This is a genomic window from Actinokineospora auranticolor (assembly GCF_041897805.1).
Taxonomy (GTDB): domain Bacteria; phylum Actinomycetota; class Actinomycetes; order Mycobacteriales; family Pseudonocardiaceae; genus Actinokineospora; species Actinokineospora auranticolor.
The window spans coordinates 6,995,823-7,016,972 of record NZ_CP154825.1 but is presented as its reverse complement, the minus strand read 5'-3'; the positions used below and the strand labels follow the sequence as shown (position 1 = coordinate 7,016,972).

Annotated in this window: 19 protein-coding genes; 14 read left to right on the top strand and 5 right to left on the bottom strand. The window is 71.1% G+C overall.

The annotated features are described in order from the left end of the window. Nucleotides 1–47 precede the first annotated feature (47 nt). Entirely contained in the window at nucleotides 48–938 is an 891-nt protein-coding gene (locus V5P93_RS30420; protein ID WP_104483285.1) for a glutamate ABC transporter substrate-binding protein, read from the bottom strand. Between the two features lie 75 nt (nucleotides 939–1,013). Beyond that, entirely contained in the window at nucleotides 1,014–1,742 is a 729-nt protein-coding gene (locus V5P93_RS30415; protein ID WP_181043931.1) for an amino acid ABC transporter ATP-binding protein, read from the bottom strand. A gap of 216 nt (nucleotides 1,743–1,958) precedes the next feature. Between V5P93_RS30415 and V5P93_RS30410 the strand changes: the two genes are divergently transcribed. Then, nucleotides 1,959–2,636 carry a response regulator transcription factor gene (locus V5P93_RS30410; protein ID WP_181043930.1) on the top strand — a complete coding sequence of 226 codons (678 nt, stop codon included), beginning with the start codon at nucleotides 1,959–1,961 and terminating at the stop codon, nucleotides 2,634–2,636. A 21-nt stretch (nucleotides 2,637–2,657) separates the two neighbouring features. Further along, nucleotides 2,658–4,079, top strand: a complete 1,422-nt coding sequence (locus tag V5P93_RS30405) for a HAMP domain-containing sensor histidine kinase (protein ID WP_104483282.1) — start codon at nucleotides 2,658–2,660, stop codon at nucleotides 4,077–4,079. Here the strand turns inward: V5P93_RS30405 and V5P93_RS30400 are convergent. After that, nucleotides 4,055–4,993, bottom strand: coding sequence for a TAXI family TRAP transporter solute-binding subunit (locus V5P93_RS30400; protein WP_104483281.1), 939 nt, complete (start codon nucleotides 4,991–4,993; stop codon nucleotides 4,055–4,057). The genes V5P93_RS30405 and V5P93_RS30400 overlap by 25 nt on opposite strands. 104 nt (nucleotides 4,994–5,097) lie before the next feature. Between V5P93_RS30400 and miaB the strand changes: the two genes are divergently transcribed. Continuing rightward, nucleotides 5,098–6,561, top strand: a complete 1,464-nt coding sequence (gene miaB / locus V5P93_RS30395) for a tRNA (N6-isopentenyl adenosine(37)-C2)-methylthiotransferase MiaB (RefSeq protein ID WP_104483280.1) — start codon at nucleotides 5,098–5,100, stop codon at nucleotides 6,559–6,561. Next, entirely contained in the window at nucleotides 6,558–7,052 is a 495-nt protein-coding gene (locus V5P93_RS30390; protein WP_104483279.1) for a hypothetical protein, read from the top strand. Before miaB ends, V5P93_RS30390 begins: the two co-directional genes overlap by 4 nt. 1,178 nt (nucleotides 7,053–8,230) lie before the next feature. On the opposite strand, the gene V5P93_RS30385 is transcribed toward V5P93_RS30390, so the two are convergent. After that, nucleotides 8,231–9,772 (bottom strand): DUF349 domain-containing protein, encoded by a 1,542-nt coding sequence (locus V5P93_RS30385; protein WP_245931770.1) that lies wholly within the window; start codon nucleotides 9,770–9,772, stop codon nucleotides 8,231–8,233. A gap of 237 nt (nucleotides 9,773–10,009) precedes the next feature. Between V5P93_RS30385 and V5P93_RS30380 the strand changes: the two genes are divergently transcribed. From V5P93_RS30380 to V5P93_RS30345, 8 genes are all read left to right on the top strand, one after another. Then, nucleotides 10,010–10,729: a hypothetical protein gene (locus V5P93_RS30380; protein WP_104483278.1), complete on the top strand. Its 720-nt coding sequence runs from the start codon at nucleotides 10,010–10,012 to the stop codon at nucleotides 10,727–10,729. After that, on the top strand, nucleotides 10,726–11,640 hold the full coding sequence (gene miaA / locus V5P93_RS30375) for a tRNA (adenosine(37)-N6)-dimethylallyltransferase MiaA (RefSeq protein ID WP_219824197.1): 915 nt from the start codon (nucleotides 10,726–10,728) through the stop codon (nucleotides 11,638–11,640). The genes V5P93_RS30380 and miaA overlap by 4 nt, the downstream gene beginning before the upstream one ends. A gap of 48 nt (nucleotides 11,641–11,688) precedes the next feature. Continuing rightward, nucleotides 11,689–12,534 (top strand): diaminopimelate epimerase, encoded by an 846-nt coding sequence (gene dapF / locus V5P93_RS30370; RefSeq protein ID WP_104483276.1) that lies wholly within the window; start codon nucleotides 11,689–11,691, stop codon nucleotides 12,532–12,534. Between the two features lie 514 nt (nucleotides 12,535–13,048). Next, entirely contained in the window at nucleotides 13,049–13,642 is a 594-nt protein-coding gene (locus tag V5P93_RS30365; RefSeq protein WP_104483275.1) for a DUF2867 domain-containing protein, read from the top strand. 1,258 nt (nucleotides 13,643–14,900) lie between these two features. Next, nucleotides 14,901–15,104, top strand: a complete 204-nt coding sequence (locus tag V5P93_RS30360) for a hypothetical protein (protein WP_146108386.1) — start codon at nucleotides 14,901–14,903, stop codon at nucleotides 15,102–15,104. 77 nt (nucleotides 15,105–15,181) lie between these two features. Beyond that, nucleotides 15,182–15,697, top strand: coding sequence for a transcriptional regulator (locus tag V5P93_RS30355; RefSeq protein WP_245931769.1), 516 nt, complete (start codon nucleotides 15,182–15,184; stop codon nucleotides 15,695–15,697). Between the two features lie 107 nt (nucleotides 15,698–15,804). Further along, a complete protein-coding gene (gene hflX, locus V5P93_RS30350; RefSeq protein WP_374065110.1) occupies nucleotides 15,805–17,253 on the top strand; it encodes a GTPase HflX in 1,449 nt (482 codons plus the stop codon). A gap of 123 nt (nucleotides 17,254–17,376) precedes the next feature. After that, nucleotides 17,377–18,411, top strand: coding sequence for a hypothetical protein (locus V5P93_RS30345; protein WP_374065109.1), 1,035 nt, complete (start codon nucleotides 17,377–17,379; stop codon nucleotides 18,409–18,411). A 33-nt stretch (nucleotides 18,412–18,444) separates the two neighbouring features. On the opposite strand, the gene lexA is transcribed toward V5P93_RS30345, so the two are convergent. Then, on the bottom strand, nucleotides 18,445–19,095 hold the full coding sequence (gene lexA, locus V5P93_RS30340; RefSeq protein WP_146108387.1) for a transcriptional repressor LexA: 651 nt from the start codon (nucleotides 19,093–19,095) through the stop codon (nucleotides 18,445–18,447). 318 nt (nucleotides 19,096–19,413) lie between these two features. Here lexA and V5P93_RS30335 point away from each other — a divergent pair, with 318 nt between their 5' ends. Continuing rightward, nucleotides 19,414–19,941: a LysM peptidoglycan-binding domain-containing protein gene (locus V5P93_RS30335; protein ID WP_374065108.1), complete on the top strand. Its 528-nt coding sequence runs from the start codon at nucleotides 19,414–19,416 to the stop codon at nucleotides 19,939–19,941. A gap of 643 nt (nucleotides 19,942–20,584) precedes the next feature. Continuing rightward, complete coding sequence (gene nrdR / locus V5P93_RS30330) at nucleotides 20,585–21,061, top strand: transcriptional regulator NrdR (RefSeq protein WP_104483272.1); 477 nt, start codon at nucleotides 20,585–20,587, stop codon at nucleotides 21,059–21,061. Nucleotides 21,062–21,150 lie beyond the last annotated feature (89 nt).

Here is a 21,150-nt window from a genome sequence, read left to right as displayed (position 1 = left end):
GCGACCCGGGCAAGGGTCGCCCGCCGGGACGTCAGGCCATCAGCGGATCAGTAGCGCTCGAGCGTCGGCTTCGTCGCGGGCGAACCGGACTTGCCCAGCGTCGAGTCGTAGATCTTCTGCCAGGTTCCGTCGTCCAGCGCGCCCTGCAGGATGTCGTTCACCTTGTCGCGCAGCGCCTTGTCGTCCTTGGCCAGGCCGATGCCGTAGGGCTCCTTGGAGAACGGCTCACCGACGACCTTGAGGTCCTCGGGGTTCTGCGCGGCGAAGCCCTTGAGGATGGCGTCGTCGGTGGTGACCGCGTCGACCTCCTTGGTCAGCAGCTTGTCCACGCACTGCGAGTAGCCCTGGAACTCGATGATGTTCGCGGGCTCGGTGAGCTGCTGGTCGCGCACCCGCTGGATCGGCGTGGAGCCGGTCACCGAGCACACCTTCTTGCCCTTGAGGGTCTCCTTGCCGGTGATGCTGGAGTCGTCCTTGCGCACCAGCAGCGCCTGACCCGCGACGAAGTACGGGCCCGCGAAGGAGATCTGCTGCTTGCGCTTGTCGTTGATCGTGTACGTGCCGACGTAGATGTCGACGTCGCCGTTGACGATCGCGGCCTCGCGGCCCGCGCTCTGCACGACCTTGTACTCGATCTTGTCCTTGTCGAAGCCGAGCTTCGCCGCGACCAGCCGCGCGATCTCGATGTCGAAGCCCGAGAACTCCTTGGTGGTCGGGTTCCGGCTGCCCAGCCCGGGCTGGTCCTCCTTGACCCCGATGGTGATCTTCCCGGCCTGCTTCATCCGGTCGAACGTGGGCGAACCGTCGACGGTGACACCGGTCGCCGCGGGGGGCGGGGTGGTCGTCTGACCACCCGATGACGGGGTCACCTCCTTGCCGCACGCGGTCAGCGCCAAACCGGTCGCCAGCAGCCCCACTACCAGGCTACGAACCCTCATCGTGTGTGCTCTCCCGATCTTCTTGGACGGATTCGGATCTCGGTCGTGGTCTCGTGCCGCCGCGGCACCCGGGCGTCAGTGGGTGAGGATCTTGCCAAGGAAGTCCTTGGCGCGCGTGGTCTTCGGCGCGGTGAAGAACGACTCCGGCGTGCTGTCCTCCACGACCTCGCCGTCGGACATGAACAGCACGCGGTGCGCGGCCTTGCGCGCGAAGCCCATCTCGTGCGTGACGACCAGCATCGTCATCCCGTCGGCGGCCAGCGAGGTCATCACGTCGAGCACCTCCTGGACCATCTCCGGGTCCAGCGCCGAGGTCGGCTCGTCGAAGAGCATCACCTTGGGCCGCATGGCCAGCGCCCGCGCGATCGCCGCCCGCTGCTGCTGACCACCGGAGAGCTGCGCCGGGTACTTGTCCGCCTGGCTCGCGATGCCCACCCGCTCCAGCAGCTGCTGCGCGGCCTTGCGCGCCTCCGCCGCAGGCTGCTTGCGCACCTTCACGGGCGCCAGCATCACGTTCTCCAGGATCGTCTTGTGCGCGAACAGGTTGAACGACTGGAAGACCATGCCGACCTCGGCGCGCAGCTCGGCCAGCTCCCGGCCCTCGTCGGGCAGCGGCTTGCCGTCGACCTCGATCACCCCGGTGTTGATGGGTTCGAGCCGGTTGATGGCGCGGCAGAGCGTGGACTTGCCCGACCCGGACGGGCCGAGCACCACCACGACCTGCCCCTTGGGCACCTCGAGGTCGATCTCCCGCAGCACGTGCAGCGAACCGAAGTACTTGTCCACCGACGCCATCCTGATCATCGGAGGTGCGGTGTTGGTGGCGGTCATCTTCTCCTCCGCGAGTGCTCGCGTACCGGAATTCCCGTGCCGAGGGGTGGGCGTTGGCGGAAACTTACTCCGGCGCGACCACCACGCCCATGGGCCTTGAGCAACACTTAGGGTCTCAACTGTGTCACGCGCGACAACCGGGCGCTCGCTCTCGGTGCCGAGCGGGACCGTCGGATGCGGAGGTTTCGAGTGCGCGTGCTGCTCGTGGAGGACGACGACCGGGTCGCCGACGCGCTGACCCCGGCCCTGGTGCGCCGGGGTCTGGCGGTGCGCAGGCTGGCCTCCGGCGCGGGCGTGCTCGACCTGGTCAACGAGGTCGACGTGGTGCTGCTGGACCTGGGCCTGCCCGATGTGGACGGGGTGGTCCTGTGTCGACAGATCCGCGCCGCCAGCGACGTCGCGGTCATCGTGGTCTCCGCCCGCGCCGAGGTCGACGACCGGATCGTCGGGCTGCGCGCGGGCGCCGACGACTACCTGGTCAAGCCCTACGACGTCGACGAGCTCGTGGCCAGGGTGCACGCGGTCCGCAGGCGCCGCTCCGACCGCGGCGGCGCGCCCAGCGGCGTGGTGCAGCTCGACGGCGTGCGGGTCGACTTCGACCGCCATGAGGTCACTGTGGACAGTGAGGTGGTTCCGCTGTCCCGCAAGGAGTTCCAGGTCTTCTCGCTCATCGTCGGCGCGGAGGGCTCGGTGTGCGGCCGGGACCTGATCCTGGCCGAGGTGTGGGGCCGCGCGGGCGCGGCGGAGAACCGGTCCCTGGACGTGCACGTGGCAACATTGCGGACGAAGCTCGGCAGGCCCGCGCTCATCGAGACCGTGCGCGGCGTCGGGTACCGCCTGTCGGGCCAACCCGGCAGACTCGGGTAGGAGGCGTTCGGGGGAGGCGACATGCGCACGCGGCTGCTGGGCATGGTCTGGTTCGTGGTGGCGCTGCTGGTCTTCGGCCTCGGCGTGCCGCTGGCGCTGGCGGTCGCGGGCGCCGAGCAGCAGCGGCTGTTCCTCGACCGGCTCGCCGACACCACCCGGTTCGCCTCGATGGCCCAACGACCGCTCGTCGACGGCGACCCGGAGTCGCTGCGCGAGGAGCTGAACCGCTACTCGGAGCTCTACGGCATCGGCGTGCTGATCGTCGACCAGGAGAGCAGCGCCGTCGTCCGGTCGGCGAGCTACGGCAGCGCGCGTGCGGTGGACCTGGGCGACGACCAAGTGCGCGACAGGCTCCAAGAAGCGCTCGCGGGTCGTCGACCGCAACCGGGGGCACTGCTGCTCCCGTGGGACGACAAACCCCTCGTCCTCGCCGGTCCGGTGCTGGTCGACGGTGAAGTGCGCGGCGCGGTGATCACCGTGTCGCCGACCGACCGCAGCCGCGACCGGATGCTGTGGTGGTGGCTGATGATCGCCGCGGGCGGGGTGCTCGCGTTCGCGTTGGCGCTGATGCTCGCGGTCCCGGTCATCCAGTGGATCCTGCGACCGGTGCGCAGGCTCGACGAGGCCACCGGGTCGCTGGTGGCCGCCGTGGTCAGCGGGCGCGAGGCCGACCCGGTCGGCGACGAGCACGGCCCGCCGGAACTGCGCAAGCTCAGCCGCTCGTTCGACCGGATGGCCACCTCCGTCGGCGACACGCTCGCCGCCCAGCGCGCCTTCGTCGCCGACGCCTCGCACCAGCTCCGCAACCCGCTCACCGCGCTCAAGCTGCGCCTGGTCAACCTCGAGGGCCACGTCGACACCGAGGCCGACGACCACCGCGTCGCCGCCGCGGCCGAGGCCGACCGGCTCAAGCGCATCCTCGACGAGCTGCTGGCCCTGGCGCGCGCCGAGAACAGCCGCGGCGAACTCGTGCCGACCGACGTCGACGAGGTGGTCGACGAACGGGTCGCGGACTGGCGGGTCGTCGCGGCCGCGCGGGACATCACCCTCGACGTGGACGGCGCGGTGGCCCCGGTGCGCGCCCTGGCGCCCGCCCGCAGCGTCGACGGCATCCTCGACGCGCTCCTGGACAACGCGCTCAAGTTCACCGACCCGGGCTCGCAGGTCCTCGTCGCGGTCGAGGTAGTCGGCGACCGGGTGCGCCTGTCGGTCCGCGACCACGGGCCCGGTCTGCGCCAGGACGAGTTGGAGCGCGCGACCGACCGGTTCTGGCGCAGCAACTCCCACCAGAACGTGCCCGGCTCCGGGTTGGGCCTGGCGATCGTCAGCCGCGTCATCGCGCACGCGGGCGGGGAACTCAGGTTGGAACTCCCGGACGGCGGAGGGCTGCGCGTCACGGTGGAGCTACCCGCGGAGGGTCACGCCTTCTCGGCCCGGAAGTAGCGCTCGGCGCCCGGGTGCAGCCGCACGGGATCGGTCTCGATGGCCGACTGGCGGTCGATCGCCAGCGCCGCCTGCACCTGCTTGGCCATCGCGGGCTGCGCGTCGAAGAACTCGCGCACCAGCGCCTCCGCGAGGTCCGGCGACATGTCGGCGGACACCAGCAGGAAGTTCGGCACCGCCAACGTGTTCACCGGGCGCCCGGTGAGCCGGTAGGTCGACGCCGGGATCGACGCCGAGTTGTACACCGGGTACTGCTTGCGCAGCAACGGCATCTCCTCGGTCAGGTCGAGCAGCCGGATCGACACCACGTCGGCCAACCGCGAGATCGCCTCGGTCGGCAGCCCACCGGACCAGAAGAACGCGTCGATCTTCCCGTCGCGCAGCGCCTCGGCCGACTCGGTGACCTTCATCGACCGGCGGTCCAGCGCGCCGGGGTCGCCGAGGTCGAACATGCGCAGCATGCGGTCGGCGATGAACTCGACACCGGAGTCGGGTGAGCCGACCGCGACCCGCTTGCCGCGCAGGTCGGCGAAGCGCTGGATCGGGCCGTCGGCGCGGACCACGATGTGCAGGTAGTCGTTGTAGATGCGGGCCAGCGCCTGCGGCTGGGCGCCGCCCGGGTGGGGCTCGGCGGCCACGTCGGCGGCGCTGAAGGCGATGTCCGCCGCGCCGCTGAGCAGCTTGGTCACGTTCTCGGGGGAGCCGCTGGTGTCGAGCACCTCGGGGTGCGGCATGCCCAGCGTGCGCTGCCAGGTGTCGGCTAGGTACTGGGCCATGTTGTTGTAGACGCCGTTGAGGTTGCCCGCCGCGATGCGCAGCCGGGCCTCGGGGAACTGGGCGTCGCACCCCGACAGCAGGGTCAGCAGCGCGCACAGCGCGGCCGCGAACCTGAGGCCGGGCCGCGCGCGCGTCATCCGCCGATCTTCCCAGAACCGGGGCCGCGGAACACGGGGAAGCGTGACTTCGCCACCGGTGGTCCTCGGCCCCCGGGCGGCGCAGCGTACTCTCGGGAACCGAGATGAGCGCGCGAACCTACCAAGTCCGCACCTACGGGTGCCAGATGAACGTCCACGACTCCGAGCGGCTGTCCGGCCTGCTGGAGGCCGCGGGGTACGTCGCCGTGCCCGAGGGCGGGCAGGCCGACGTCGTGGTGTTCAACACCTGCGCGGTGCGGGAGAACGCCGACAACAAGCTGTACGGCAACCTCAGCCACCTGGCGCCGGTGAAGTCGGCCAACCCGGACCTGCAGATCGCCGTCGGCGGCTGCCTGGCGCAGAAGGACCGCGGCGAGATCGTCCGCAAGGCGCCGTGGGTGGACGTGGTGTTCGGCACGCACAACATCGGTTCGCTGCCCGTGCTGCTCGACCGCGCCCGGCACAACCGCCGCGCCGAGGTGGAGATCCTCGAGTCGCTGGAGGTCTTCCCGTCGACGCTGCCCGCCCGCCGCGACTCGGCGTACTCGGGGTGGGTGTCGATCTCGGTGGGGTGCAACAACACGTGCACCTTCTGCATCGTCCCGTCACTGCGCGGCCGGGAGAAGGACCGTCGACCGGGGGAGATCCTGGCCGAGGCCCAGGCCCTGGTCGCGGAGGGTGTGCTCGAGGTGACGCTGCTGGGGCAGAACGTCAACTCGTACGGGGTGGAGTTCGGCGACCGCTTCGCCTTCGGCAAGCTCCTGCGCGCCTGCGGCGAGGTCGACGGCCTGGAGCGGGTCCGGTTCACCTCCCCGCACCCGAAGGACTTCACCGACGACGTCATCGCCGCCATGGCCGAGACCCCGAACGTGTGCCACCAGCTGCACATGCCCCTGCAGTCGGGCTCGGACCGCCTGCTGCGCGAGATGCGCCGCTCGTACCGCTCGGCCCGCTACCTGTCGATCATCGACAAGGTCCGCACCGCCATGCCCGACGCCGCGATCACCACCGACATCATCGTCGGCTTCCCCGGCGAGACGGAGGACGACTTCCAGGCCACCCTCGACGTCGTCCGCGAGTCGCGGTTCGCCAGCGCCTTCACCTTCCAGTATTCGAAGCGCCCGGGCACGCCCGCGGCGACCATGCCGGGCCACCTGCCGAAGGAGGTCGTGCAGGAGCGCTACGACCGCCTGATCGCGGTGCAGAACGAGATCTCGTGGGAGCAGAACAAGACCCAGGTCGGCCGGACGCTGGAGATCGTCGTGGCCACCGGCGAGGGCCGCAAGGACGCCGATACGCGGCGGATGAGCGGCCGGGCCCGCGACAACCGCCTGGTGCACTTCACCCCCGGGTCGGGGGACATCCGCCCGGGTGACGTGGTCGAGGCGGTCGTCACCTACGCCGCGCCCCACCACCTGGTCGCCGACGGGGAGCCGGTCTCCCACCGCCGCACCCGCGCGGGCGACAACCACGCCGCGGGCCTGCGCCCCAAGACGCCCGGCGTGAGCCTCGGCCTCCCCGGCTTCGGCACCCCGGCACCCCAACCGGTCACCGGAGGCTGCGGATGACGTCGTCCGAGGAAGACATCGCGGCCATCCGCGACGAGGTGAACGCGGTGGAGCGCCGAGCCCCGGTGGACCTGGGCCTCCGGGCCATCATCATCGCCGTGGCCGTCTTCGTCCTGATCGTCGGCTACATCCTCCCGTGGATGGGCGACTCGGCGGGCTGGCAAGTCCTCCTCGGCACGGACGACGCGGCAGGCCGGGCGGGCACCGTCCCCCGCCTCTTCGCAGGCACCTCCCTGGCCTTCGGCATCGTCACGTCCGCCCTGGCCCTCGCCCTCCGCCGCTGGCCCCTGATCTGGGCCGCCGCCCTGGGCGGCTGGTTCGCGGCGGTCGACGGCCTCCTGGCGATCTGGACCCGCCAGTCCACGGCGGGCCTGACGTCCCCGGGCCCGGGCATCGGCCTGGCCATCAGCGAAGCCGCCATGGTCGTCACCGCCGCCCTCTGGCTCAAAACGGCCTGGACCCGTCCCCCGGCCAACCACAACGCCGACTAGTCCGCCCCCCGCGACGGCGGCTCCACCCTCAAGCAGCCTCTGCTGCCCACCCCGCCCAAGAGCGCAGCCCCCGCCCAAGAGCGCAGCCCCCGCCCTCCTCTGGGGGGACAGCCCTGCTCCAGTTTATCGGGGAGGGGGTGTCCGAGAAGGGGCGGCGGAATCCTGTGGACGAGTTCGGAGCATGTGGATAACTCGCGTGGGGGCGAAAAACTGCGCGACCGCGGGCACAGGCGGTGCCTGTGAGCTGGGAGATGGTGGCCGAAGTGCGCGCAGTACCCGTTCTGCGGACCGACTTCGCCACCTGCGGCCAAGCGCAAACAACCACCCATTGGGCATCAGCATTGCGCGCGCAGGGACGACTGCGCCGTTCCCGGCGAGCACCTTGCTGTGTACGAGGCCCTCGGCGATCACGTCCAGGTGAGCCGCGTGGGTTGGAGACCGGACCATCCTCGCGTGAACGGATCGGCGGCGGTTGAGGAGGGGATAGGCCACCCCGTTGTGCGGCGGGGGCCGCTCAGTGGGCTGGGGGCGCCCCTGCGCACGCGGGACGATCCCCACGGTGTGCGGAGAGCACATGTAGCTCGTCGGCCACGCGCTCTACCGAGCCGAGTCATCCCCGCGTGTGCGGGGACCGTGCCACCGAAGAACGGCTCGACGACATCCGCTACAGGCCATCCCCGCATGCGCGGGGGACCATCGTGACCGAATGGAGGGCGCTGGACGGAACCCAGGGCCATCCCCGCAAGTGCGGGGACCACACCATCAAGAGGCTGCTGCCGCGCGGCACGGCGGGCCATCCCCGCGTGTGCGGGACCACACCACCGTCGCACTGGCCGCGATGGTGACGGTCGGGCCACCCCGCGTGTGCGGTGACCACCAGGAACGTCTCGCAGCGGACCTGGTCGACGGCGGGCCATCCTCGCGTGTCCGGGGACCATTCCGGGTCGGGCTTGCGCCGGACGCGTATTCCGGGCCATCCCGGCGTGTGCGGGGACCATCACTGCACGCTCGCGCCGCGTTAGAGCAGCAGGGGCCATCCCCGCGTGTGCGGGCACCATAGCTTGCTGACCTGCGGGTCTTCCGGCCGTAGCGGCGTTTCTCGATCACGGCAGCCCGATACACCGGTGACCCCCGCCTGAACTTCGGCGGGGGCCACCGGTGTCACCTCTAATCGTTCGTCAGCGGGTGGCCACGGCCTGTTCCGCCGCCGCCAGCCACTCGCGCCACTGGGCGGCCTGGGCCTCGGCCTGCTCGGCCCGCCGCTTGTCGCCTGCGGCGCGGGCCTTGGCGGCCTGGGCCTCGAACTGCTGCACCCGCTCGCGGAACTGGGCGGCTCGGGCCTCGGCCTCCGGGTCGGTGCGGCGCCACTGGGCGTCGCCCGCGGCGCGGACCTTCTCCTCCACCGAGCGGAGCCTGCCCTCCAGCTCCCGGATGCGCTCGCGCGGGACCTTGCCGATCTCCTCCCAGCGCTCCTGGATGCGGTGCAGGTGGGCCCTGGCGCCGTCCAGGTCGCCCTGGGGGTTGATCTTCTCGGCCTCGGTCAGCAGCTCTTCCTTCTTCTTCGCGTTGTCCGCGAACTCGGCGTCGCGCTCGTCGAACACCGAGGAGCGGCGCGAGAAGAAGGCGTCCTGGGCGGCCCGGAACCGCTGCCAGAGCGCGTCGTCGGCGTCCTTGGGCGCGCGGCCCGCCGCCTTCCACTCCAGCATCAGTTCCTTGTACCGGCCCGCCGTGTGACCCCAGTCGTCGGACTCGGAGAGGCGCTCGGCCTCCTCCACCAGCTCCTGCTTGCGGGTCTTGGCGGTGGCGCGCTGGCGGTCGAGGTCGGCGAAGTGCGACCCGCGCCTGCGGTTGAACGTGTCGCGGGCCTTGGAGAACCGGCGCCACAGCTGCTCGTCGGTCTTGCGGTCGACGCCCTTGATCGTCTTCCACTCGTCCAGGATGCCGCGCAGCCGGTCGCCCGCGACCTTCCACTGCGTGGACTCCTCGGCGAGCTTCTCCGCCTCCTCGACCAGCTCCTGCTTGCGCGCGACCGACGCCGTCCTGGCCTCCTCGCGGGCGTGCTTCACCCGATCGATGGCCTCCGACGCCCCGGCCAGCACCTGGTCGATGCGCGCCTCCAGCCCGACGAGGTCACCGACCACGTGCGCCTCGGCCAGCGAGTCCTTGATGTGCCGGGCGTTGGTCGCGGCCTGCTTCGGATCGCCGGAGCCCGACGCCAGCCGGGACGCCAGCAGCTCCACCTCGGTGCGGATGTCGTCGAAGCGGCGCGCGAAGTGCGCCAAGCCCTCCTCGGGCTCACCGGCCTGCCACGACCCGACCGCGCGCTCGCCGTCGGCGGTGCGCACGTAGACGGTGCCGTCCGCGTCGACCCGGCCCCAGCGACCCGGGTCGGTGGACGCCGCGGCCACGTGCGGGGCGGTCTCCGGCGCGGCGGCGGGCGCCGCGGCCCGGGTGACCGCGACCGGACTGGGTGACGGAGCCGCGTCGGCGGGTGTCGCGTCCGGGGTGGGTACCGGAGCCGCGTCGGCTGGCGTCGCGTCCGAAGTGGGTGACGGGGCCGTGTCGGCGGGCGTCGCGTCCGGGGTGGCAGGCGGTTCCTGCTCGGCAACCGCTGCCGGGGCCTCCTCCGGGACCGGGGTACCGGCCTCCGGCTCCGCGGCCGCGGGTTCCACCACTGCCGATTCCACCGCTGCCTCGGCGCGCTCGTCGTTGTCCGTCATGGCCGATTCCTCCTGCCTGCGTGCCCGCGTCCACGCGGGCGCCCCACTCACGTGGGGCCCAGCACTGTGCGTACGGCCCGTACAGGCCGCGCGACTTCCGTGGTACCCGCGCGCATTCAAACAGGTCACGGCGCGCGTGGGTACTCCGGAGAGCCGCAATGGTCATCATGGTGCCGCAAAAGGTGGGGTCCGTGGGCCGCCGACGCCAAGATTGTCGACGGACAGTAATCTCGCGTCGTGATCCGCCGTGCCGCCGTGTTGCCGCATCCCCCCCTGATCGTGCCGGAACTGACCGGCGGAGGCGACCGGGACGCGGACGCCGTGCGCGCCGGGTGCGTGGCCGCGGCCCGAGCCCTCGCCGAAGCCACCCCCCGGTGGTGCGTAGTCGGCGCGGGCGCGCGACCAGGACTTTTCGGCCCGGAGGTGGCCGGCACGTTCCGCGGCTACGGCGTCGACGTGCGCGTCGGCCTCGGCGCGTCGGCCGACCTGGCGTTCGCCGACCCCGACCTGCCCCTGCCCGCCCTGGTCGCCGGGTGGTTGCGCGCGGAGGTGGGCGCGGGCGACGTGACTGTCCGGATAGTGCCATTCGACCTGCCGCCCGCCGACTGCGCGGCGTTGGGCGCCGAGTTGGCCGCGGAGCTGGCGGGCGACGACCCGGTCGGCCTGCTCGTCCTCGGTGACGGGTCGCACCGCCACGGTGAGCGCGCCGTCGGCCGACCGGACGACCGCGCGGGCGACTTCGACGACACCGTGGCCAAGGCACTGGCGGCCGTCGACCTCGACGCCCTGTCCGCGCTGGACCCCGACCTCGCCGCCGAGCTGGGCGCCGCGGGCCGCGCGCCCTGGCAGGTGCTGGCGGGTGCCGTGCGCGCCACCGGCGGGGACTGGCGCGCCGAGGCGCGGATGTCGGTCCCGTTCGGCGTGGCCTACCACTTCGCGACCTGGGTGGCCGGGTGAGCCTCGCGGTCGCCGTGGTCGGCCCCACCGCCACCGGCAAGTCCGACCTCGGCGTCGCCCTGGCCGAACGGCTGGGCGGCGAGGTCGTCAACGCGGACGCCATGCAGCTCTACCGGGGCATGGACATCGGCACCGCCAAGATCACCCAGGTCGAACGGCGCGGTGTCGCGCACCACCTCCTGGACGTGCTGGACGTGCGCGAGACGGCCTCGGTCGCGGCCTACCAGCGCGACGCCCGCGCGGCGATCGAGGACGTGCTGGCCAGGGGGCGCGTCCCCGTGCTGGTGGGCGGCTCGGGGCTGTACGTGCAGGCCGTGGTGGACGACCTGGAGTTCCCCGGTACCGACCCGGCCATCCGCGGCCGTCTGGAAGCCGAACTCGCCGAGGTCGGCCCGGCCCCGCTGCACGCGCGCCTGACCGAACTGGACCCGGTCGCCGCCGAGGCGGTGCTCCCCACCAACGGCCGCCGCGTCGTGCGGGCACTGGAGGTCATCGAGCTGACCGGTCGCCCGTTCTCCGCGACCATGCCCCGACCCGGACCCGCCCGCTACGGCATGGTCATGGTCGGCCTCGACCGCCCCAACGGCGACCTCGACGCCCGCGTCGACCTGCGCGTCACCCGCATGTTCGCCGACGGCCTGGTCGACGAGGTCCGCGCCCTCACCACCCACGGCCTCCGCGACGGCAAGACGGCGGCGCGCGCCCTCGGCTACCAACAGGTCCTCACCGCGTTGGACACCGACGGTGACCTCACCGTGGCGGCGAACGACACAGCCAGGGCCACCCGGCGCTTCGTCCGCCGCCAACGCTCCTGGTTCCGCCGCGACCACCGCATCGCGTGGCTGGACGCCGCCCGCCCCGACCTCGTCGACGCCGCGCTCGCGCTGACCCGCGTCACCACGCCCGGCTAGCGCCGTGGTCCGTGTCCGTCGAGGTGGGAGCGCCAGTAGCCTGGTGCCGTGGCGATCGCGTTCCTCAAGGCACACGGCACCGAGAACGATTTCGTGGTGCTGCCCGACCCAGACGGCGACCTGGACCTGACCGACTCCCGCGTGCGCGCCCTCTGCGACCGCAGGCGGGGTCTCGGCGCCGACGGCGTCCTCCGGGTCGTGCGGACCCGCCACGTCCCCGACGCCCCCGCAGGCCTCGACGGCGACACCTGGTTCATGGACTACCGCAACGCCGACGGCTCCCGAGCCGAGATGTGCGGCAACGGCGTGCGCGTCTTCGCCCGCTACCTGCACGACGCCGCCCTGGTCCCGTCCGCCCCCGGCGAGGTCGTGGAGATCCCGATCGCCACCCGGGGCGGCATGCGCCCCGCCACGGTGAACGCCGACGGCACCGTCACGGTGAACATGGGCCCGGTCCGGGTCACCGGCCGCTCGGAGACCACCGTCGGCGACGCCCGGTACCCGGGCCTGGGCATCGACGTGGGCAACCCCCACCTGGCCTGCGTCGTCGAGGGCGTCGCCGACCTGGACCTGACCAGGCAGCCCGGCTTCGACCCCGAGGTGTTCCCCCGAGGCGTGAACCTCGAGTTCGTCGAACCCGTCGCCCCCGACGAGATCCGCATGCGCGTCCACGAACGCGGCGTCGGCGAGACCCGCTCCTGCGGCACCGGCACGGTCGCCGCCGCGGCGGCCTACCTGGACGCGCGCGACCACGCCACGGGCTCGGTGACCGTCCACATCCCCGGCGGCACCGTGCAGGTCACCATCACCCCCACCACGAGCACCCTCACCGGCCCCGCCGTCTTCGTCGCCCAAGGCACCCTGACCGACGACTGGTGGATCACCCACGCCTGACCGAGTCCCGCCAACACCACCTCCCCGACTGCTCCGCCCCAACGCTCCGACCTCGGACCCAACACGGCCCAAGGCATATCGATGCCTGCGCCCACCCGACGAACCAATTGCCGAGTCTGGACGCAATCTCCTAGGCCGAACCTCTCTGTCTCAGAGCCTTGCCATCACCCTCTCTCACCTGGCCGGGTCTTCCCTTGCGTTGCCCGGAAAGGCGCCCGAACCCGACTGGCCTGTCCGATGGATCACGTTGGTCTGTCTGGTTTCGCGGCGGATCCGCCCAACATCCAAAGCGGACCGGACACCGCCCCGAAGAGCCGGACAGCACGTCTGACTGGCCGATGCCGTACGTCCACTTGGCACCGTCGAGATGTCGAGGCGAGTACGGTGGGTTTCGGGGCTGCCCGCTGCAAGACGGTCTGCTGACGGTCCCCGTCGTTCGCCAGGAGCTGAGTCGTCCGGGTCCCCCGGTTTCCGTGCACCGGCGAACTCTCACCGAGCAGACGGAGACAACGGCATGAGGCTCCCCAACACCGCGCACACCCAGCGGCCATGGCGCATCCACGAGATAGCCCCCGACTTCCACCTCGAAGACGTCTGGGCGCTACCCACTCCGGGCGGCGTCGAGGATTTCCCCCGCCTGGTACACCTCGCCGCCAACCGCGACTCCGCCGACACCCCGTCCCGGGCCGCCCGCGCCCTGGTCGCGATCCGCCGCAAACTGGGCGCGTGGTTCGGCTGGGACGCCCCGAACTCCGGCCTCGGCACCCGAGTGGAGACCCTCCGCGAACGGCTGCCCGCCGACCTGCTGGCCGCCCCACCCGGACCGGTGTTCCCCAACCGCCCCTTCACTTCCGTCTACCTGACCGAGACCGAATGGGCAGCGGAGGTCGCCAACCGGACCGTGCACGCGGTCATGCACCTCGCCTGGGTTCCCGACGGCACCGGCGGCTACCGGGGCCAGATGGCCGTACTGGTCAAACCGAACGGCACACTCGGATGGGCGTACATGAAAGCCATCGCCCCCTTCCGACACCTGATCGTCTACCCACCACTGATCCGCCACTTCGGCCAGGCGTGGCAGAAGACCCCACCACCCCGGACGGCCTAGCATCCGCGCGCCAGACTCTGCCGCGAGATCAGGGCAGCGGCCAGCAGGATCACCGAAACCCCGCAGCGGGCCGAGAATCGCAAGCAGCGACTGTGGATCACGGTCCATTCAGGGACTTGGCGGCATCTGAGCCACGATCGAGCGCACCCGCCACCATGCGGCAGGTACTCGAAAGGGCTCACCACCACCGAATCACCGACCGAGCCGGCCATCAGCAAGCCCGCGGCGGTCGGACCACGGTCCTCAGGCCTCGGTCCGCCGAGCATCAGTTCGTCGGACCACCAATCGAGCAATTGTTGACTCTTGGCACTGCTGGGTGAGTGCAAGGATGGTGTGAAGGCCGAACCTGGTGTCGAAGGTGGTTCAGGGCAGGCACACCCGGCTGGTCCGGCGGAACCCGGCGCTGGCGGTATGAACCCGGCGAAGGACAGCCGCCTGTCCAGGCGGTCAGGTGAGAGCGCCACCTTGCTGTGCAACTGGAGCGTGCTGCCAACCAGCCTGCAAGAGGTGATGGCGGGCGGTGGCGTGTGGGCGGCACGCGACGGTTGCACTGGATGCGTTCTACCTGAACCGCGCCAGTGCGGATCGAGCGGAGGCTCGAGTACCTGCCTGGTCCAGCGCTGAATACGGGCCAGGCATCGTGGCGCAGGCGCGGATGCGGTGGTGGCTGGTGATGGGTCTCCCGTCGATGAGTTGGCCGAGGCCGATGGCCCCGGTTGTGGGCCGCTCGTCGCCACCGGTCCTGGGCTGAGTCGACCAAGGGCCGCTTGGTTAAGGCGGTTTGGTGCGAGGCAGCCTCGGTTCTCTTCGGGGTGGGGTTGTGGTGGGTGAAGTGGGCGGTGCCTTTGTCATGGGCGCTTCTCTCGGTGTGGTGGGTTCTGTTTGTCGGGGCGGATTTGGAGTGTCGTGTGGATGTCGGTGTGAGGGCGGGGCTTTGATTGCGGTGGAGGGCGCGGCTCCTTTGCAGGGTTGGTGGAGGGGCTGGTTCTCTGTTGCTGGAGTGGTTGATCGGGGTTCGAGGGTGGCGTGGGTTTCGTCGGGTTTGAGCAGCGGAGCGGTCCAGAGACAGGCGGCGACCCAACCCGCGACGCAAATCCACAGGGTGGGGCGGATTCCGAGCCAGGTAGCCAGTGCCCCGCCGAGCAGGGCCCCCAAGGGCATGGTTCCCCTGACGGTCCAGCGGATGTTGGCGTTCATACGGCCCAGGAGGTGGTCGGGGCAGACGCGTTGGCGGTAGCTGATCTGGGCCACGTTGTAGATGACGGCGCTGAAGTTGATGACGAGGACGCCCACCACGAACAAAGCCACACCCCACCGCGGTGCGCAGCCCCATCTTGGCCGCGCTCGCTTGCAGCGCCCCGACCGCGAGCAGCGGCCGGGCGAGGTGGCCGACGAAGTAGCCGAACTGGGCGATCGTGTCGCCGATCCAGAGGCGTCGGAAGTCCTGGTGGGTGCGCAGTGAGGTCGTCACGGGACTCAGGATGCGTCGAGTGATTGGAAGCTGTCAATCACTTAGTCCTCGGCTTTACCCTTGTGGGTGTGAACACGCCTCGACCGGGTCGCCGCGCCGCCTCGCCCGCGGAGTTGGAGGCGCTGGCGTCGTCGGTGCGGCTGCGGATCATCCGACTGGCGTACCGGCGGCCGTTGACCAACAAGGAGATCGCCGAGCACCTGGACAAGGACCCGGCGACCACGCTGCATCACGTCCGCAAGCTGGTCGCGGCCGGTTTCCTGGAGCCGCAGCCCGTGCGCCGCGGCAACCGGGGCGCCAAGGAGATCCCGTACCTGAGCACCGGGCTCTCCTGGCGGCTGAACCTCGGACCCGACCCCGACCAGAGCATCGCCGAGGCGATGCTGCAGGCGTACCTCAACGAGATCTCCGGCTCGGGCCTCGGCGCGCTCGACCAGACCCGCCTCGTCGTGCAGGTCGACGCCGCGGGCCGCGCCGAGCTGATGGACCGCATCGGCGCCCTGCTCGACGAGTACGCCGAGCGGCCCGCCACCCCCGGCGCCGAGCGCACCGCCGTCTACGTCGCGCTGTACCCCGGGGAATAACCGGGTCGAATCGGGCGCTGCAACGTGGGACGATGGGAAGCAGGGACGCCAAGGGGCGCCGGGAAAATTCGCCGCGGAGCGAACAACACGAAGGACGGGTTCACCAGGTGACAGAGGAAATCAGTCAGAACGGTTACGACACGGCGTCCGACTTGGCTGAGCTCTCACTCGGTGAACTGGAACTCGAAGAGCGTTCCTCCCTGCGGCGCGTCGCCGGTCTGTCGACCGAACTGCAGGACATCACCGAGGTCGAGTACCGCCAACTCCGACTCGAACGGGTGGTTCTGGTCGGCGTCTGGACCGAGGGCACGGCCCTGGAGTCCGAGGCGTCGCTCGCCGAGCTGGCGCGCTTGGCCGAGACCGCGGGCTCCGAGGTCCTGGAGGGCCTCGTGCAGCGCCGCGACAAGCCGGACCCCGCGACCTACGTCGGCTCGGGCAAGGTGCAGGAGCTCGGCGAAGTGGTGCGGGCCACCGGCGCGGACACCGTCATCTGCGACGGTGAGCTCTCCCCGTCGCAGCTGCAGCAGCTGGAGGCCCGGCTCAAGGTCAAGGTCATCGACCGCACCGCGCTCATCCTGGACATCTTCGCCCAGCACGCCCGGTCGCGGGAGGGCAAGTCCCAGGTGGAGCTGGCGCAGCTGCAGTACCTGCTGCCGCGCCTGCGCGGCTGGGGTCAGACGCTGTCCCGGCAGGCCGGTGGTCGAGCCGGTGGCGGCAACGGCGGTGTGGGTCTGCGCGGTCCCGGTGAGACCAAGCTGGAGACCGATCGCAGGCGCATCCGGGCCAAGATCTCCAAGCTGCGCAAGGAGATCCAGGCCATGAGCGTGGTCCGCGACACCAAGCGCGGCCTGCGCACGTCCAACGCCGTGCCCAGCGTCGCGATCGCCGGGTACACCAACGCGGGCAAGTCGAGCCTGCTCAACGCGCTCACCGGCGCGGGCGTGCTGGTGGAGGACGCGCTGTTCGCCACCCTCGACGCGACCACGCGCCGCACGCAGACCCCTGAGGGCCACACCTACACGCTCACCGACACGGTCGGCTTCGTGCGGCACCTGCCGCACCAGCTGGTCGAGGCGTTCCGGTCGACGCTGGACGAGGTCGCCGACGCCGATTTGGTGGTGCACGTGGTCGACGGCGCCGACCCGATGCCGGAGTGGCAGGTCAACGCCGTGCGCGAGGTGCTCGGCGAGATCGGCAGGCGGCGCGACGCGGCCATGCCGCCGGAGCTGGTGGTGGTCAACAAGACCGACGCCACCACGGAGTTCGCCCTGGCCCGGCTGCGCCACCTGCTGCCCGGCGCGGTGTTCGTGTCCGCCCACTCGGGTGCGGGCATCGACGAGCTGCGGGAACGCATCGGCGAGCTGCTGCCGCGGCCTGACGTGGAGGTCGACGTGCTCGTCCCGTACGTGCGCGGTGAGCTTGTCGCGCGCGTGCACCAAGAGGGCGAGATCCTGCTGGAGGAGCACACCGCGTCCGGCACGCAACTACGCGCTCGGGTCAAGGCTGACCTGGCGGGTGCGCTGGAGCAGTTCGCGGTGAACGGGACTTCCGCGTAAGAGGCGTCAAAGGGCCCCGGCGAGACAGCTGTCACGCCGGGGCCCTTTCGCGTCCGCGTGTGCGTCCTCGCTCTTGTAGGCCGTGGCGCGGCTACGGTGGAGTGGGAGACAGGGAGGTGGCGGGTGCGGGGGTTCGCGACCGCGGTACTGGTAGTGGGGTTGAGTGTGTTCGGCGCGACGGCGGCGGTGGCGGAAACACCCGTTCCGGAGGACGCGTGCGTGCAGTCCGACAAGCGGCTGTCCGAGCTGTCCGGGTTGGCGACCGACGGGGAGCACTGGTACGCGATCAACGACGGTGGCACGAAGTCGACCGTCTACGTGCTCGGCAAGGATTGCAAGGTCCAGCGCGTCATCAACGGTCCCACCGACCCCTATGACGTCGAAGACCTCGCCCGTGCGGCCGACGGCACGTTCTGGCTTTCCGATACCGGCGACAACAGCAAGAAGCGGACCACCATCGCGCTCATCGAGCTGACACCCGCCGGTAAGACCACCCTGCACCGGTTGACCTATCCGGACGGTCCACATGACGCTGAGGCGTTGTTGCTGGACAAGAACAACGTGCCTTATGTGGTGACAAAGAGTCCGTTCGGTCTTGCCGGGATCTATCGCCCGACGGGCCCGTTGGCCACGCCGGGACCGACGCCGTTGGAGAAGGTCGGCGAGGTCAGCTTCGGTAGTACCGACACGAAGGGTGGCCCGATTACCCCGCTCGTGGGCTCCGTTGTGGTGACCGGTGGGGCGGTGAACGCGGATGGCACGCTCGTCGCGCTGCGCACGTACACCGAGGCTTATCTCTTCCCCGCGCCGGACGGCGATGTGCTCGCCGCGCTCAAGCGCAAGCCGGTGCGGATTCCGTTGCCGGACGAGAAGCAGGGAGAGGCGATCGCAATCGAATCCGACGGCACACTGGTGTCCGGGTCCGAGGGCGTCGGTACGCCTATCCGGGTGGTCAAGGGCGCTGCGGCACTCGCTGCGGCCACTACGACGGCCCAGACGTCGGACGCGCCCAAGCCCGCCGCGTCGGGTGGCGCGGGAGGGGGTGGCGCGCCGTCGGAGTCCGGTGGGTTGCCCGTGCTCCCCGCGCTCGGCATCTCCGTTGTGGTCGTCGGCGGTGCGCTGCTGTTCATGAACCGCCGGAGCGCGCGGAAGTCCTAGCGGCGGGCGGCTGAGCCGCCCGCCCGAGGCCGGTCAGAGCCTGCGCAGAACCGCGACGACCTTGCCGAGGATGGTGGCTTCGTCGCCGGGGATGGGCTCGTAGGCGTCGTTGTGCGGGATCAGCCACACGTGGCCGTCGCGGCGCTTGAACGTCTTCACCGTGGCCTCGCCGTCGATCATCGCCGCGACGATGTCGCCGTTGTCCGCGGTGGGCTGCTGGCGCACCACGACCCAGTCGTCGTCGGCGATGGCCGCGTCGATCATCGAGTCACCGGCGACCTTCAGCATGAACAGCGACCCCTCGCCGACGATCTCCTTCGGCAGCGGGAAGACCTCTTCGATGGCCTGCTCGGCCAGGATCGGCCCACCGGCGGCGATCCGGCCGACCACCGGCACGTACGTGGGCGCGGGGCCCTGGTCGGCCTGCTCGACGGCGACCGGGGTGCCCCGCTCACCGCGCAGCTGCGCCACCGAGGCGTCGGCCGAGAGCACGCCGATCGCGCGCGGGCGGTTCGGGTCGCGGCGCAGGTAGCCCTTCTCCTCCAAGGCGCGGAGCTGGTAGGCGACCGACGAGGTCGACGTCAGGCCGACGGCCTCGCCGATCTCGCGCACGCTGGGCGGGTAGCCGTGGCGCTGGACCCAGGAGCGGATGACCTCAAGGACTTGTCGCTGGCGGACCGGCAGGTCGGCGGCATCGGTGGCCGGGGTCTGCTCGGGGAAGCTGCGGACGTTGTCGCCCGCGGCCTGCTTCCGCTTGGGCGCCCCCGACGGCTTCCGACCACTCGTGCCTGACACTGCGTTGCCTCCCTGCGCCGACCGGCACGGCCTTCTCGCCCCGGTGGTGGACCGACTTCGATCATCTCCGGTGTCGACGTTAGCCCGCCGACCTGCGCAGATCAAACACCTGTTCGAGCGACACGCCGATGGGGTCTCGATTTTTGTCGGTGGGTGGTGGTAGACATTCGCACGGACGTTCGATCGAACGCGAGTTCGATCCCGCCAGTGGGCGTGGAGACGGCGGACGTCGACGGTGTACGCGGCTGGGAGGTTGCGGTGGCGACTTCGGTGCAGGTGGTGCGGCGGGGATCCGACCTGGGCGAGCGGGTCGAAGGACGATCACCGGCGGCGACCGCGCCGATACGCCCGGCGCCGTCCCCGCTGCGCCGCGCGCGGCGGCACCGCCCGCCCAACCGCGGTCGGGTCGCGGGCGCGGCCAGGGTCGTCGCGGCGCCGGGGTGCGGTCCGCGACGCTCGCCGATCCCCGTTTCGGTGCTGGCTGGTGTGGCGGCCGTGGTCGCCATCGCCGTGTACGGCCTCGGTTCGGCGGCGGACTCGATGGCGGGGGCGAGCGTCCCCCAGGAGACCGCTGTGGTGCGGGTGAAGGCGGGCGAGACGCTGTCGGACCTGGCGGCCCGGATGGCGCCGGGGTCCGATGTGGGCGCGGTGGTGGACCGCATCCGCGGCCTGAACGGGCTGGAGGGGTCGACGATCTTCCCCGGTCAGCCGTTGGAGGTGCCGGTCTCGCGGTGACCGGCGGTCCGGTGTGGACCGTCGCGGTGGCCGGGTGGTGCGTGCGTCCGTCCCGGTGGGATCGACGGCCGTGGTGGGTCCGGCTGCCCCGTGGACGACGTGTTGTCGACATGCGCGTGCCGGTCCGGCTCGCCGTTGACGACGGCTCCGCGTCGATGAGTCGACACCGTCCACCCCGGCGACCCGGGGTGTGACAATCGCCCGGCGGTGTTCATGATCACTCGGGCGGGTGAGGGTCCGGCGGGGGCGCGCGGCGCGGTTCGGCGTTCGTCGGGTGCGGGGATCCCGCCCGCGACGCGCGGTGGGGTGCGTCCGGACGAGTGACAACCTCTGTTCACCTGGATGTATGAATCGCAGGGTGTGTGCGTGACCGCGCAGGGTGGTTCTCGGGCCGCGAGGGCGTGTCCGAGTTGCGCCCATGTAGGGTCGAGGCATACCGTCCACCCCAACATCTAGTGGTTACACCGATGTAGTTAGTCCACAGGTGGGGGCGGGTTGTCCACCTTCCATCCACGCGTTATCCACAGATCGATCACCAGGTGCGATCGCCGCGGGGCGCGTGGACTCAGCCGGTTGGTGGGCCCGATCGGTGGGCTGTGGTCGGTGGGCGCTGAGGTGTGCGAGCAGAGAGAAGGTCGGGGGCATGCGGTGTCCGTTCTGCCGGAACTCCGATTCGCGGGTCGTCGACTCGCGGGAGGTCGACGACGGACAGGTGATTCGCCGTAGGCGGTCGTGCGCGCAGTGCAGCAGGCGGTTCACCACCGTCGAGGAAGCCGTCCTCGCCGTGGTCAAGCGCTCCGGGGTGACCGAACCGTTCAGCCGCGACAAGGTCGTGCGCGGCGTGCGGCGGGCCTGCCAGGGGCGGCCGGTGGACGAGGACCGGTTGCAGCAGCTGGCGCAGAAGGTCGAGGAGACCATCCGCGCCACCGGCAGCGCCGAGGTGCCCAGCCACGAGGTCGGCCTGGCCATCCTCGGCCCGCTGCGCGAGCTCGACGGCGTGGCGTACCTGCGCTTCGCCAGCGTGTACCGGTCCTTCTCCTCGGTGGAGGACTTCGAGAAGGAGATCGCCGACCTGCGGGCCGCGATGGCCAAGGAACTGGCGGAACAGGATGAGCAGTAGACGTCAGTCACGGCGTCCCCGGGGCGGGGACCGCCGACTCACGCTTCGGCCGCATCGGACGGGGAGCCCGGACGTGGCCAGACCAGCAC